Origin of the sequence: Pseudomonas fluorescens, from assembly GCF_001623525.1 — a bacterium.
Taxonomy (GTDB): Bacteria; Pseudomonadota; Gammaproteobacteria; order Pseudomonadales; family Pseudomonadaceae; genus Aquipseudomonas; species Aquipseudomonas fluorescens_Q.
Window position 1 is genome coordinate 5,575,271 of the sequence record NZ_CP015225.1, and the last position, 14,267, is coordinate 5,589,537.

Consider the following 14,267-nt stretch of genomic DNA (forward strand, 5'->3'; position numbering starts at 1 on the left):
CCACGAGGCACTCCATGAACCGCGAAGAATTCCTGCGTCTAGCCGCTGCCGGCTACAACCGCATCCCCCTTGCCTGTGAAACCCTGGCTGACTTCGACACGCCGCTGTCGATCTACCTCAAGTTGGCCGACCAGCCCAACTCCTACTTGCTCGAATCGGTGCAGGGCGGTGAGAAATGGGGCCGTTATTCCATCATCGGCCTGCCGTGCCGCACGGTGCTGCGGGTCCATGACCATCGCGTCAGCGTGACCCACGACGGTGTCGAAATCGAAAGCCTCGAAGTCGAAGACCCGCTGGCGTTCGTCGAAACCTTCAAGGCCCGCTACAACGTGCCGACCATCCCCGGCCTGCCGCGCTTCAACGGTGGCCTGGTGGGGTATTTCGGCTACGACTGCGTGCGTTACGTGGAAAAACGCCTGGGCACCTGCCCGAACCCCGATCCGCTGGGCGTGCCGGATATTTTGCTGATGGTGTCCGACGCGGTCGTCGTTTTCGACAACCTCGCCGGCAAGATGCACGCCATCGTCCTGGCCGATCCGTCCCAGGAAGATGCCTACGAGCAAGGCCAACAAAGCCTGCAAGCACTGTTGGAAAAGTTACGTCAGCCGATCGCTCCGCGTCCCGGCCTGGACTTCAGCAAGCAGTCGGCGACCGACCCGGTGTTTCGTTCCAGTTTCACCCAGGACGATTACGAACGGGCCGTCGATACCATCAAGGAGTACATCCTCGCGGGTGACTGCATGCAGGTAGTGCCGTCGCAACGGATGTCCATTGACTTCAAGGCGGCGCCGATCGATCTCTATCGGGCGCTGCGCTGTTTCAACCCGACGCCCTACATGTACTTCTTCAACTTCGGCGACTTCCATGTCGTGGGCAGTTCGCCGGAAGTGCTGGTGCGGGTCGAAGACAACCTGATCACCGTACGGCCGATCGCCGGCACTCGCCCCCGTGGCGCTACGGAGGAAGCTGACCGGGCCTTGGAAGAGGATCTGCTGTCGGACGACAAGGAAATCGCCGAGCACCTGATGCTGATTGACCTGGGGCGCAACGACACCGGGCGGGTCTCGGAAATCGGCTCGGTGAAGCTCACCGAGAAGATGGTCATCGAGCGCTATTCCAACGTGATGCACATCGTCTCCAACGTCACCGGCCAGTTGAAGGCCGGGCTGACGGCGATGGACGCCTTGCGGGCGATCCTGCCAGCGGGCACCTTGTCTGGCGCGCCGAAAATCCGCGCGATGGAAATCATCGACGAGCTGGAGCCGGTCAAGCGGGGCGTGTACGGCGGGGCCGTGGGTTACTTCGCCTGGAACGGCAATATGGACACTGCCATTGCCATTCGCACTGCCGTCATCAAGAACGGCGAACTGCACGTACAGGCCGGCGGCGGTATCGTCGCCGACTCGGTGCCGGCGCTGGAGTGGGAAGAAACCCTGAACAAGCGCCGGGCCATGTTCCGCGCCGTGGCGCTGGCCGAGCAGACTTCGAACGATTGAAAACCCTTCGACAACTCGATCAGTGTGTGGGAGCGAGCTTGCTCGCGATGAGGCCGTCATATTCAACCAACCAGTTGACTGACAGTCCGCTATCGCGAGCAAGCTCGCTCCCACAGGTTTTCTCGATCAGAAGTCCAGGCTGACGCCCAGGCTTACCCCTTGCTGGGTCATGTCATCATCCTTGCGCAGTGTATAACCACCCCGTAGCGCTAAGTCGTTGGTCAACTTGTGGCTGACCCCCAGGCTCAGGCGATTAAGGTGGCTCTGTGGCGTGTAGCCTTCCAGTGTGAAGTCGTTGGCCGGCAGGCTGTTGAGGGCAATGTTCACCTTTTGCGTGTCGTCTTCGTACTCGCGTTCGTGGGCATACTCGCCAAACACCTGGGTCTGGCGGGTGATGTTGTATTTGCCCTGCAAGCCAATGCCCAGGCGTTTCGAGTCGCGGGTCTGGTCATCGAAGGTCAGGGCCGTGGAGCGGTTGCTCTTTTCCGAGTAGCCGTCGACTTCCACCTTCGCATAGTCAGCGCTGATAAACGGCGAGAGGTGCCATTCGCTGCCCGGTTGGGCAATGTCGTAGCCCACTCGCGTGCTAAATGCCCAGAGATGGCCGTCGGTGTCGCCTTTCTCCTGCGCTTCGTTGACGCCCAGGTCGAACTTGCGCTCCAGGTTGTCGTAGTCGAGCTTGCCGCCGGTCAGTGCCGCATCGGCCCACCAGCGGTTTTGCTGGAACTGGGCGAAAGCGGTCGCCAGGTAGCTATTGAGTTTGTACTTCGAATCGTTGTGGCCTGCTTCCATGTCCTGGCGGTAGAGGCCGGCGGCGACACCTACGCGCCACGCGTCGTTGAGGCGATAGCTGCCGCCAATGTTCAGGCTGTAGCCACTGCCATCGGCGCTGGCGCCGCTGTCCTGGCTGTCCATGTCCAGATGCTGACCACCGCCGGCCACGATGGCCCGCCACTGACCGACGGCCTGCCAGTTCTCCCAGTCCGATTGCCACTGGCTGCGTAACTCGTCCTGGTGAGCGCGCAGGGTCGAGTGGGCCATTTCCGGCAGCAACGTCAGCTCCCATGGTGCCGCGAGCAGGGAATAGGCGTAGTCGGCGATCAGTTTCTGTCCGGCTTCAGTCGGATGGACCGCGTCGTTGTAGATCAGCTTGGTGGGATCAGGCGTGGCGCTGTTGATGCCGTAGGTGGCGTTTTCGGTGCAGCCATTGCCAGTGAAGCAGGTCGCGGTGAGGTTCTCACCGATGGCGAGGCCGAATCTTGCCGGGTCGGCGAAGCTTTCCTTGAGCAACAGCGGAATGTTCAATGGAATGATTTCAGCGTCGATGCCTTGCAGTCGCGTGATCAGCTGTTGGTTGAACTGGTTGCCCAGTTGCGAAAAGAAGTCTTGCGAAGGGCTGCCGTTGAGGAAGGGCGTCAGGCCCAGGTCGGGTAACAGCCAGACCATCACATAGCGGGCTCCGGCCGTTTGCAGCGCCTGGACACTGCTGGCCAGACGGTCCGCGGCTTTACTCGCTTGCTCGGGGGTCAGCACTAGGCCTTGTAGGAAGTCGTTGCCACCACCGGAAATGTAATACAGCGCATTTGGATCGGCGCGCAGGCCATTGGACTGCAGGTAGCCAGGACGGCTGCGCTCGCCGGTGTCGGACACGCCGGTAATCGATTCGAGGATCTGGGCGGTGCGATAACCGCCCACCGCCCAGTTGTTGCCGTCCGCCAGCCCCTGGTCGGCGCGGACCGCCGAAGTGGAAGCGGCAGTCTCGTCGGCGGAATAACCCAGGCGCCCACCGAGCAACTGGGTGGAGTTGGCGGAGTAGGCCTCGCCGCTGCCGTCGGTATAGATCGGACCGGTTCGGTTGGTGTAACGCTCGGTCGAGCCGGGCGGACCATTCGGGTCGGCGAACTGGCCGGCGTCGTTGAGGCTGTCGCCGAACACGATGAACTTGGAATAAGGGTTGGGGGCGGCGCTCGCCTGGGCGCAGGCCATCGCCAGCAGGCAACCGGCAATCGGTACGAACAACGTCTTCTTTATCATGGGAAAGTCCGTTTTTATCTTATTTTTGTTAGAAAACGAAACGACAGTACCAAAAACTTCCGGCATTTTGCCATCCATCTTGAACGTCGCGATTGTTTCAAAGCCCTTCGGGATCGCCCATATTGCGTGCTCCGCCCAGCTAAGCTACTGTGCCGGGACGTATGAACGAGACTTTCCCTGTGTCGATTGTCAGCAAACTTCTGGATCAAATGATCAAGGCACACGCCCGCTGGCGTTGGCGCGCCTGAACATTCTCCGCCGGCTTCGCCGGACCTGTACCGATTTGCCTTCTTTACCCGCTTGTAGAGCCGCTTCGCAGGGGCATCACTTGCCTCGCCAAGCGCAGCAGCGTGCGGGTCATTCTCTGAAGGCTGTATTTAAAGTCAGTGAATTCAATAGGTCGCTTACGCCATGTTGCTGATGATCGATAACTACGACTCTTTTACCTACAACGTTGTGCAGTACCTCGGCGAGCTGGGCTCCGAGGTCAAGGTCGTGCGCAACGACGAATTGACCATCGCCGAAATCGAAGCCCTCAAGCCTGAGCGCATCGTGGTTTCGCCCGGCCCATGCACGCCGACCGAAGCGGGCATTTCCATCGACGCCATCAAGTATTTCGCCGGCAAGCTGCCGATCCTCGGTGTCTGCCTGGGGCACCAGTCGATCGGCCAAGCGTTCGGCGGCGACGTGGTACGCGCCCGACAAGTCATGCACGGTAAGACTAGCCCGGTATTCCACGAGGACAAGGGCGTGTTCGAGGGGCTGAATCATCCGCTTACCGTAACCCGCTACCATTCCCTGGTGGTCAAGCGCGAAACTCTGCCCGACTGTCTGGAGTTGACGGCCTGGACCCAGTTTGAAGATGGCTCGGTCGATGAAATCATGGGCCTGCGCCACAAGACGCTGAATATCGAGGGTGTGCAATTTCATCCCGAGTCTATTCTCACCGAACAGGGCCACGAACTGTTCGCCAACTTCCTCAAACAAACCGGCGGCACGCGCTAAGGACTTTTCATGGATATCAAGACAGCCCTGAGCCGTATCGTCGGCCATCTCGACCTGAGCACCGACGAGATGCGCGACGTGATGCGCGAAATCATGACCGGCCAATGCACGGATGCACAGATCGGCGCGTTCATGATGGCCATGCGCATGAAGAGTGAGAGCATCGATGAAATCGTGGGTGCGGTTTCGGCGATGCGTGAGCTGGCGGACAAGGTCGAACTCAAGACGCTGGACGGTGTGGTGGATGTGGTCGGTACCGGCGGTGACGGCGCCAATATCTTCAACGTTTCCACGGCCTCGTCGTTTGTCGTCGCGGCGGCCGGTTGCACCGTTGCCAAACATGGCAATCGGGCAGTTTCCGGCAAGAGCGGCAGTGCCGATCTGCTGGAGGCAGCGGGCATTTACCTGAACCTGACGCCGGTCCAGGTGGCACGCTGTATCGATAACGTCGGCATCGGTTTCATGTTTGCCCAGACCCACCATAGCGCCATGAAACACGCCGCCGCGCCGCGCCGCGAGCTGGGGCTGCGTACGCTGTTCAACATGCTCGGCCCGCTTACGAATCCGGCCGGCGTGAAACATCAGGTAGTCGGTGTGTTCAGCCAGGCGTTGTGCCGGCCATTGGCTGAAGTCTTGCAACGCCTGGGCAGCAAGCACGTGCTGGTGGTCCATTCGAAGGATGGACTGGATGAGTTCAGCCTGGCGGCGCCTACATTCGTGGCCGAGCTAAAAAATGATCAGATCAGCGAGTATTGGGTCGAACCTGAAGACCTCGGTATGAAGAGCCAGAGCCTGCACGGGCTGGCAGTCGACAGCCCGGCTCAATCGCTGGAGCTGATTCGTGATGCCCTGGGGCGTCGCAAGACCGAGAATGGCCAGAAAGCCGCTGAGATGATCGTGCTCAATGCCGGTGCCGCGTTGTACGCCGCCGACCACGCCAGCAGCCTCAAGCAAGGCGTGGAGCTGGCCCATGATGCGCTGCACACTGGGCTGGCCAGGGAAAAGCTCGAAGAGTTGGGTGCATTTACCGCTGTATTCAAAGTGGAGAACGAAGGATGAGCGTGCCAACGGTTCTGGAAAAAATTCTGGCTCGCAAGACTCAGGAAGTGGCCGAGCGCAGCGCTCGGGTCAGTCTGGCCGAGTTGGAAAGCCTGGCGCGTACAGCGGATGCGCCGCGCGGCTTTGCCCAGGCTCTGATCGATCAGGCCAAGAAAAAACAGCCGGCGGTGATTGCTGAAATCAAGAAGGCATCCCCCAGCAAGGGCGTGATTCGTGAACACTTCGTCCCGGCCGAGATCGCGCGAAGCTACGAGAAGGGCGGTGCTACCTGCCTCTCGGTGCTGACCGACGTCGACTTTTTTCAAGGCGCTGACGACTACCTGAAACAGGCGCGGGCGGCATGCAAGCTGCCAGTGATCCGCAAGGATTTCATGATCGACCCGTACCAGATCGTCGAGGCGCGTGCGCTGGGCGCCGACTGCGTGCTGTTGATCGTTTCCGCCTTGGACGACGTGAAAATGGCCGAGCTGGCGGCCGTTGCCAAAAGCGTCGGGCTGGATGTCCTGGTGGAAGTCCACGACGGTGACGAGTTGGAACGAGCCCTGAAAACCCTCGATACCAAACTGGTCGGCGTGAACAATCGCAATCTGCACACTTTTGAAGTGAGCCTGGAAACCACTCTGGACCTGTTGCCGCGCATTCCGCGCGATCGCTTGGTCATCACCGAAAGCGGTATCCTCAACCGGGCCGATGTCGAGCTGATGGAAGTCAGCGATGTGTATTCGTTCCTGGTGGGCGAAGCGTTCATGCGCGCCGAAAACCCGGGTGTGGAATTGCAGCGACTGTTTTTTCCTGAACGAGGCCTGCCGGTGAGCGGCTCGACGCTGGACTGATCCATGTCGCCTGTGATTTCCCTGACCGTCGAAGCTGGCCTGCAAGCCGAACAGGATCTGCTGGCCAGCATCTGCGCGGGCGACGCCGAGTTCGGCCTGCTGTTCTGGCAGCCCAACGACCGTGCGCTGGTCATGCCGCGCCGTTTGAGTCGCCTACCGGGGTTTGAATACGCCTGTGAAGTATCGGCCGCTCATGGCTGGCCTGTCTTGTTGCGTGAAACGGGTGGCGAACCGGTGCCGCAGTCGGCCGCTACGGTCAATATCGCCCTGGTCTACGCACCACCGCGCAGCGAAGGTGACCACGGACGTATCGAAACCGGGTATCGCCGGTTGTGCGATCCCATCTGTCAGCTGTTGGACGAGTTGGGCGGGGTGGCTTCTCTGGGAGAGGTGGAAGGGGCTTTTTGTGACGGGCGCTTCAACGTCAACCTCGACGGCCGGAAAATGGTGGGCACCGCTCAGCGCTGGCGCCAGAGCAAGGGTGGTCAACGTCCGGTGGGGCTGGTTCATGGCGCGTTTTTGCTGGAGAACGAGCGCGAGTCCATGGTCGCGGCAGTCAATCGCTTCAATGAGGCTTGCGGCCTGGAGCCGCGAGTGCGAGCCGAGAGCCATATTGCCCTGCATGAAAAATTCCCGGCGCCTCACGCGCTGGAGCGGCTCGACGCTTTGTACCGGGAACTGCTGATCAATCTGCTGGGCGCTTAACGCGTTCCGAACACCACCATGGTCTTGCCTTTGACACTGACCAGGTTGCGCTCTTCCAGATCCTTGAGAACGCGACCAACCATTTCACGCGAACAACCGACAATCCGACCAATCTCTTGGCGGGTCACCTTGATCTGCATCCCGTCCGGGTGGGTCATGGCATCGGGCTGCTTGCACAGTTCCAACAGGCAGCGTGCGACACGTCCGGTGACGTCGAAAAATGCGAGGTCGCCGACCTTGCGGGTGGTATTGCGCAGGCGCTGTGCGATTTGTCCGCTGAGTACGTAAAGAATGTCCGGGTCTTGCAGGGACAGTTCTCGGAATTTGGCGTAGCTGATTTCCGCAACTTCACATTCAATCTTGGTCCGCACCCAGGCACTGCGTTCCTGTTCCTTGCCCGCCTGTTCGAATAACCCCAGCTCGCCGAAAAAATCCCCGGAATTGAGGTAGGCGATGATCATTTCTCGACCGTCGTCATCTTCTATGAGGATAGTGACCGACCCCTTGATGATGAAAAACAACGTCTCGGAACGATCTCCCGCACAAATGATGTTGTGTTTGGCTGGATAGCGGCGGCGCTGGCAATGCATCAAGAGTTTGTCGAGATTCTTGATCTTGAACGTGGGAGTAATGGCAACCATGGTTGTATCCCGAAAGACTGCGCAGTGATGGTTTGGTTTTTTTATAGACGCGAATGGCTATTGCTAAAAGCTGGCCATGCGCCAGCGAGTTGGCGTATGGCCAGCTTAACAGAGGCGTCCTTAATTGATTTGAGAATTTACCTACATGCTGGTAGGTCAGGTCTCCTAAGACGGAGGGCGGTCATGCCGGAGCGCTGTGCTAAGCTGGCGACCCTTTTTTAACAGTGGAGTCTTGGCGATGAAGGCACGCATCCAATGGGCTGGCGAAGCCATGTTCCTCGGTGAGTCAGGCAGTGGTCATGTGGTCGTCATGGACGGCCCGCCAGAAGCCGGTGGGCGGAACCTGGGTGTTCGGCCGATGGAAATGCTCCTGCTGGGCGTGGGCGGTTGCAGTAACTTCGACGTGGTCAGCATTCTCAAAAAGTCCCGCCAGGCCGTCGAAAGCTGCGAAGCTTTCCTGGAGGCAGAGCGCGCCACTGAAGATCCCAAAGTGTTTACCAAGATCCACATGCACTTCGTGGTGAAGGGGCGAGCCCTGAAGGAAGCCCAGGTCAAGCGCGCCATTGAGCTGTCCGCCGAGAAGTACTGTTCGGCTTCGATCATGCTCGGCGCCGCTGGGGTCGAAATCACCCACGATTATGAAATCATCGAGTTGGGTTGAGTCGATAGCCGACGGGCCGTATTGAAGTTGTCGGACAGAAAAAAGGCGACTTCCCTTGGGGGAGTCGCCTTTTTAATTTCTGTGGGAATGAGCTGGTCAGTCCCCAATAGCCGTCAAATCCGATAAGTGCTCTTGGTCATGACCTTGGCCAGCAGGCTCATGCCGAACTTGACTGGGGCCGGAAAACGGAAGCCACCGGCCTCAAGTGCACTCTCGGCATGGTGTTCCTCATCCACGCGCATCTGCTCGAGGATCGCCCGGGATTTTTCATCCTCGGCTGGCAGTTGTTCGAGGTGTTCATTCAAATGCTTGCACACTTGATGCTCGGTCGCCGCAACGAAACCGAGGCTGACTTTGTCGCTGATCAGCCCGGCAACGGCTCCGATCCCGAATGACATCCCATAGAACAGCGGGTTCAGGACGCTGGTATGGCTGCCCAGCTGGCGAATCCGTTGTTCACACCAGACCAGATGGTCGATTTCTTCCTCGGCGGCATGCTCCATTGCTTCACGCACTTGCGGTAGCTTCGCTGTCAGCGCCTGGCCCTGATACAGCGCCTGGGCACAGACTTCGCCGGTGTGGTTGATACGCATCAGTCCGGCGACGTGGCGGGTTTGCTCGTCACTCAGTTGCGCGTCCGGCTGCACGATAGCCGGCGATGGGCGGTATGGCTGGCCACTGAAGGGCAGCAGCGTGCGCATCGCGGTATCGGCTTGCAGCAACAGACGGTCAATCGGCGAGTAGTGACGTTGGGTAGTCATGCTTACCTCCGGGAAAAATCACAGCGGCCAGTTTAACCCAATCGACCGCCGAAGATTTGCGTTGGGTCAGGTGTATCAGCCCGGTGGCCAGTTCATCTGGCGCTGCCCCAGCACATGCATATGAATGTGATAGACCGTTTGCCCGCCCAGTTCATTGCAGTTCATCACCACACGAAAACCTTCTTCACAGCCCAATTCAAGTGCCAGGCGCTGAGCAGTGAACAAAATGTGTCCAGCCAGGCCTTTGTCTTCCTCGGCCAGGTCATTGAGGGTGCGAATCGGTTTTTTCGGTATGACCAAAAAATGCACAGGCGCCTGCGGGGCGATGTCGTGGAAGGCCAATACCTGGTCATCCTCGTAAATGATCTTTGCCGGAATTTCCCGGTTGATGATCTTGGTGAACAGAGTATCCACAGCTGTTTTCTCCATTGGGTTCGTCGAGGTCGGGGGGCGTGAAGGCTCCGATTGAGGCGCCTGATAGTTCAACTTGAAGGGATCAGCGCGGGCAATAGGCCTTGTTGATCATGCCGGCGATGGTTCGGACCAGCCATCGCGAGCCCAGGCGCGGCAGTGCGGCCAGCCAGCGGTTGCGGCGTCCGGGAATGATGATGGCGCGGTTGCGGTCCAGCGCGCGCACGGCGTACAGGGCCACTTCTTCGGGGCTCATCAGTAACTTGCTGTCGATGAGCTTCTGTTCGTCCATCTGCGCCCTGGAAAAGAAGCCGGTCCGGGTCGGGCCAGGGCAAAGCACCGAGACCTTGATCGCGCATTTCTTCAGCTCGACCCGCAGGGCTTCGGAGAAGTGCAGCACATAGGCCTTGCTGGCGTAATAGGTACTCATCCAGGGGCCGGGCTGGAACGCGGCGATCGAGGCGACGTTGAGGATCTGCCCGCCGCCAAGCAGCGCCATGCTGTTACCGATGGCGTGACAAAGCCGTGTCAGGGCGAGGATATTGACTTCGATCAGGTCCTGCTCGGTCATCCAGTCCTGGCCCAGGAACGGCCCGCTGGTGCCGATGCCTGCGCAATTGACCAGCAGGTCGATCTGCCGCTCGCCTTCCTCCAGTTCCAGGAGAAAGCCTGAAAGCCTCAGCGGTTCGCTCAGGTCACAAGCCCGGAACAATACCTCCACGCCAAACCGCCGAGTCAGTTCGATTGCAATACTTTCCAGCCGATCACGCTGTCGAGCCACCAGTATCAGGTTGCGGCCGCGCCGGGCCAGCGCTTCAGCCATGGCCAGGCCAATGCCGCTGGAAGCGCCAGTGATCAGTGCGTAACGGGTCATGCAGTTCTCCATCGCAACAGCCCGCCGCCAGTTGACTGGGCTGTCACCGGCATGAAGCGCGCTTATTGTTCCTCTTCTTCTTCATAGTCTACAGAAGGTGGAGCGGGCTCGGCTGCCTCGACGGCGGGCTCTTCAGAGGTTTCGTTGCTGTATTCACTGCTTTCATAGCTGCTCAGGCTGCTGCTGTCGTAGTCCTCCTGAAGGGCCCCGAAGATGCCGGCAAAGGTAGCCATGAAAATCAGGACGATCATCACCAGCCAGAGCGAGGCCAGCAATTTGACCGCAGTGGTATTGCGCGGCGGCGGGGGGCCGTACTGGTTTGCGCCGGTATTGCCCGGAGCGATGATGAGGATGAAGGGGAAGATGCTGCCCACGAAGGGAACCAGGTTGATCAGCCACAACCACCCCGACCAGCCCAGATCATGCAGGCGCTGGACGTTGAACTGGATGCTCACGAAGGCAAAGGCAAGGACGACGACTGCGGCGAGCAGGCCGCCGACGATGAGTCCCGCGACCGAGTCGGAAGCCAGCAGCCAGGCCGTGGCCAACCAGAAGCCTATGCCGACCAAGGGCAGTAGGGCCAAGGTCAACACCATGGTCCAGGCCAGGTAGCGCAGGCGTCCGATACGCCCGTCGAAGCTGAAGGGCTTGAGCGTGCCGTACTCTGCAAGCGCTTCACCGACTTCGGCGCGGGGAGGCGCGTACGGCGAGGCGGGCTCGACGATCGAATCGGGATGGCGTCCACTCGGTTGCCGTGGTGCCTCCTGTACCTCGCCAAGGTTCAGTTGGACGACGGGTTCGGCTTCGATCCTGGCATCGATCCCGCTCTTGTTGAGCGCTTCCAGGTAATGTTGCGCCTCGCTCTGGGACAGGTTGCTTTTGAGGGCTACCTTGCGCCCGGTGAACAGCCGTTCAATGGCGCTGACATCGCTTTTGAACAGCTCGGCGAGGTTGAGTTTGGCGGTGGTGGTATCGACGCCCGGCATCAGGCCGCCGTCGAATACGATGTTGAAACGGGTTTCGCTCATGCCCGGCATCCTTGTCTCTAGAAGTTGAATAGTTGTTTTGTTCAGGCTGATTCAGCGGGGCCATTGCCCGCCAAGCTGCGCCGCCCGGGCATGTGCCTGACGGTATTCTTCATCCAGGCGTGCCACCAACTGATCGACGCTGGGCAAATCATCGATTTCACCCACGCCCTGGCCCGCGGACCATACGGTTTTCCAGGCCTTGGCTTCATCGTTCAGCGGTTTGAGTTTCGAGCCAAAATCCACCTCGCCCTTGCTCTGCAGAGCGGCCAGATCGAAGCCGGCCTTCTCCAGGCTCTGGCGCATGAAACTGGCCGGCACTCCGGATACAGCGGGAGTATGCACGATGTCTGCGGCTCTGGATGTGAGCAACATCTCTTTATAAGCTTCAGGGGCGTGGCTTTCGCTCGTAGCGATAAAGCGCGTACCGAAGTAGGCCAGATCGGCGCCGAGCAATTGTGCAGCCAGAATCTGGTGACCGTGGTTCAGGCATCCTGCAAGCAGTAAGGTCTTATCAAAAAACTGCCGGATCTCAGCAATCAATGAGAACGGGCTCCAGGTCCCGGCGTGTCCGCCTGCACCGGCGGCAACGGCGATCAAGCCATCGACACCGGCTTCGGCGGCTTTCTCGGCATGACGCCGGGTCGTCACGTCATGGAACACCAGTCCGCCATAAGCATGGACGGCATCTACCAACTCCTTCACCGCGCCCAGGCTGGTGATGACAATCGGTACCTTGTGTTCGATGCAGATGGCCAGGTCGGCTTGAAGCCGCGGGTTGCTGTGATGGACGATCAGGTTCACAGCGTAGGGTGCCGGATTTTCCAGGGTCGCCAGGCCTGCTTCGATTTCCGCCAACCAGGCCTTGAAGCCACTGCTTTCGCGCTGGTTCAACGCCGGAAAACTGCCGACGATGCCGTTACGGCAGCAGGCCAGCACCAGTTGCGGATTGGAAATCAGGAACATTGGCGCTGCCACGACGGGCAGGCGCAAGCGTTGTTCAAGCAGAGCGGGCAACGACATCGCAAGTACCCCGCATAATGGACGCTGATTGGAGATTAGAACGGTCGGACGACAACCAGAATTACGATAGCCAGCAATATCAGAACCGGCACTTCATTGAACCAGCGATAAAAGACATGGCTGCGGGTGTTTTCGCCACGGGCGAAGCGCTTTACCTGGGCGCCGCACATATGGTGGTAACCGATCAGCAGCACGACCAGGGTCAGCTTGGCGTGCATCCAGCCACCTTGGGTGAAGTAGGCGCCGGCGTTGAGGCTGAGCAGCCAGATGCCGAATACCAGGGTGGCAATCATCGCCGGGCCCATGATGCCGCGATACAACTTGCGCTCCATGACGCTGAAGCGCTCCTTGCTGACGCTGTCTTCGCTTTGGGTGTGATAGACAAACAGGCGAGGCAGGTAGAACAGGCCGGCGAACCAGCAGACCATGCTGACGATGTGAAGTGCTTTGAGCCACAGATAGAGCATTTTTAGTTATTCCCAGGATTCACGGTAGCCCGATAGTAGAGGTTAGAGCGTCCGCACGTCACCTTGGCGGTTGTCGCCGGGCCCTGCGGCCCCTATCATCGACGGCTTTCCAGTGGGTTCGTTGAGGGCAGGTTTATGGTCAAGGTCGGTATCGTCGGCGGCACGGGGTACACCGGTGTCGAACTGCTGCGTCTGTTGGCACAGCATCCGCAAGCTGAGGTGGTGGTCATCACTTCCCGATCCGAGGCCGGCCTGGCCGTCGCCGACATGTACCCGAACCTGCGAGGCCATTACGACGGCCTGGCGTTCAGCGTTCCGGACGTCAAGACCCTTGGCGCCTGCGATGTGGTGTTCTTCGCCACGCCCCACGGTGTCGCCCACGCCCTGGCGGGTGAACTGCTGGCTGCCGGGACCAAGGTCATCGACCTGTCGGCGGACTTCCGCCTGCAGGACGCTGATGAATGGGCCAAGTGGTACGGTCAACCTCACGGCGCGCCGGATCTGCTCGACGAGGCGGTTTACGGCTTGCCGGAAGTCAATCGCGAGAAAATCAAGCAGGCCCGACTGATCGCGGTACCGGGTTGCTATCCGACGGCAACTCAGCTGGGGTTCCTGCCGTTGCTCGAGGCCGGTCTTGCCGATGCTTCGCGTCTGATTGCCGACTGTAAGTCCGGTGTCAGCGGTGCCGGGCGTGGCGCCAGTGTCGGTTCGCTTTACTCCGAGACGTCGGAAAGCATGAAGGCGTACGCGGTCAAGGGGCATCGCCATCTGCCGGAGATTCGCCAGGGGCTGCGCCGGGCTGCGGGCAAGGAGGTCGGCCTGACCTTCGTGCCGCACCTGACGCCGATGATTCGTGGCATCCACTCCACTCTTTATGCAACCGTCGTCGATCGTTCGGTGGATCTGCAGGCGTTGTTTGAAAAGCGTTACGCCAACGAACCGTTCGTCGACGTAATGCCGGCCGGCAGCCACCCGGAAACTCGCAGCGTGCGCGGTGCGAACGTTTGCCGGATCGCCGTGCATCGTCCGCAGGACGGTGATCTGGTGGTGGTGTTGTCGGTCATCGATAACCTGGTCAAGGGCGCGTCCGGCCAGGCGGTGCAGAACCTGAACATCCTGTTCGGGCTGGATGAGCGCCTGGGGCTGTCCCATGCGGGGATGTTGCCGTAACGACAGTTAAAAGCTGCAAGCTTTAAGCTACAAGCTTGCAGCCTTTAACTTGTAGCTTGCCGCTGCTCTTCAAATAGTTGACCGATTTTGTAGGAGAAGCGG

At 59.7% G+C, this 14,267-nt stretch carries 15 protein-coding genes; 7 read left to right on the forward strand and 8 right to left on the reverse strand.

The window, feature by feature from the left end; genetic code table 11:
• The first annotated feature begins 14 nt into the window (after positions 1–14).
• The gene (gene trpE, locus TK06_RS24055) at positions 15–1,496 is read left to right on the forward strand and encodes an anthranilate synthase component I (RefSeq protein WP_063324123.1); all 1,482 of its coding nucleotides are present in this window, start codon (positions 15–17) and stop codon (positions 1,494–1,496) included.
• A gap of 126 nt (positions 1,497–1,622) precedes the next feature.
• On the opposite strand, the gene estP is transcribed toward trpE, so the two are convergent.
• On the reverse strand, positions 1,623–3,530 hold the full coding sequence (gene estP, locus TK06_RS24060; protein WP_063324124.1) for an esterase EstP: 1,908 nt from the start codon (positions 3,528–3,530) through the stop codon (positions 1,623–1,625).
• A gap of 411 nt (positions 3,531–3,941) precedes the next feature.
• On the opposite strand from estP, the gene TK06_RS24065 reads away from it, so the two are divergent.
• Genes TK06_RS24065 through TK06_RS24080 form a run of 4 tightly spaced genes read left to right on the forward strand, consistent with a single transcriptional unit; the run spans position 3,942 to position 7,132 of the window.
• Complete coding sequence (locus tag TK06_RS24065) at positions 3,942–4,535, forward strand: aminodeoxychorismate/anthranilate synthase component II (protein ID WP_063324125.1); 594 nt, start codon at positions 3,942–3,944, stop codon at positions 4,533–4,535.
• A 9-nt stretch (positions 4,536–4,544) separates the two neighbouring features.
• The gene (gene trpD / locus TK06_RS24070; RefSeq protein ID WP_063324126.1) at positions 4,545–5,594 is read left to right on the forward strand and encodes an anthranilate phosphoribosyltransferase; all 1,050 of its coding nucleotides are present in this window, start codon (positions 4,545–4,547) and stop codon (positions 5,592–5,594) included.
• Positions 5,591–6,427, forward strand: coding sequence for an indole-3-glycerol phosphate synthase TrpC (trpC, locus tag TK06_RS24075; RefSeq protein WP_063324127.1), 837 nt, complete (start codon positions 5,591–5,593; stop codon positions 6,425–6,427). The genes trpD and trpC overlap by 4 nt, the downstream gene beginning before the upstream one ends.
• Positions 6,428–6,430: 3 nt before the next feature.
• Positions 6,431–7,132: a lipoate--protein ligase family protein gene (locus TK06_RS24080; RefSeq protein WP_063324128.1), complete on the forward strand. Its 702-nt coding sequence runs from the start codon at positions 6,431–6,433 to the stop codon at positions 7,130–7,132.
• On the opposite strand, the gene crp is transcribed toward TK06_RS24080, so the two are convergent.
• On the reverse strand, positions 7,129–7,773 hold the full coding sequence (gene crp, locus TK06_RS24085; RefSeq protein ID WP_060740379.1) for a cAMP-activated global transcriptional regulator CRP: 645 nt from the start codon (positions 7,771–7,773) through the stop codon (positions 7,129–7,131). The genes TK06_RS24080 and crp overlap by 4 nt on opposite strands.
• A gap of 238 nt (positions 7,774–8,011) precedes the next feature.
• Between crp and TK06_RS24090 the strand changes: the two genes are divergently transcribed.
• Positions 8,012–8,434, forward strand: coding sequence for an OsmC family protein (locus TK06_RS24090; protein ID WP_003206127.1), 423 nt, complete (start codon positions 8,012–8,014; stop codon positions 8,432–8,434).
• Between the two features lie 113 nt (positions 8,435–8,547).
• Here TK06_RS24090 and coq7 read toward each other — a convergent pair whose 3' ends face one another.
• The 6 genes from coq7 to hemJ all read right to left on the reverse strand — a co-directional run bounded on the left by coq7 (position 8,548) and on the right by hemJ (position 12,995).
• Complete coding sequence (coq7, locus tag TK06_RS24095) at positions 8,548–9,195, reverse strand: 2-polyprenyl-3-methyl-6-methoxy-1,4-benzoquinone monooxygenase (RefSeq protein ID WP_014340488.1); 648 nt, start codon at positions 9,193–9,195, stop codon at positions 8,548–8,550.
• Positions 9,196–9,270: 75 nt separating this feature from the next.
• Entirely contained in the window at positions 9,271–9,609 is a 339-nt protein-coding gene (locus TK06_RS24100; protein ID WP_003206124.1) for a histidine triad nucleotide-binding protein, read from the reverse strand.
• A gap of 82 nt (positions 9,610–9,691) precedes the next feature.
• The gene (locus TK06_RS24105) at positions 9,692–10,480 is read right to left on the reverse strand and encodes an SDR family NAD(P)-dependent oxidoreductase (RefSeq protein ID WP_063324129.1); all 789 of its coding nucleotides are present in this window, start codon (positions 10,478–10,480) and stop codon (positions 9,692–9,694) included.
• A gap of 62 nt (positions 10,481–10,542) precedes the next feature.
• The gene (locus tag TK06_RS24110; RefSeq protein WP_063324130.1) at positions 10,543–11,508 is read right to left on the reverse strand and encodes a DUF805 domain-containing protein; all 966 of its coding nucleotides are present in this window, start codon (positions 11,506–11,508) and stop codon (positions 10,543–10,545) included.
• Between the two features lie 51 nt (positions 11,509–11,559).
• A complete protein-coding gene (locus TK06_RS24115) occupies positions 11,560–12,528 on the reverse strand; it encodes an NAD(P)H-dependent flavin oxidoreductase (RefSeq protein ID WP_063324131.1) in 969 nt (322 codons plus the stop codon).
• Between the two features lie 35 nt (positions 12,529–12,563).
• A complete protein-coding gene (gene hemJ, locus TK06_RS24120) occupies positions 12,564–12,995 on the reverse strand; it encodes a protoporphyrinogen oxidase HemJ (RefSeq protein WP_063324132.1) in 432 nt (143 codons plus the stop codon).
• Between the two features lie 135 nt (positions 12,996–13,130).
• Here hemJ and argC point away from each other — a divergent pair, with 135 nt between their 5' ends.
• The gene (gene argC / locus TK06_RS24125) at positions 13,131–14,165 is read left to right on the forward strand and encodes an N-acetyl-gamma-glutamyl-phosphate reductase (protein ID WP_057449595.1); all 1,035 of its coding nucleotides are present in this window, start codon (positions 13,131–13,133) and stop codon (positions 14,163–14,165) included.
• The last annotated feature ends 102 nt before the right edge of the window (positions 14,166–14,267 follow it).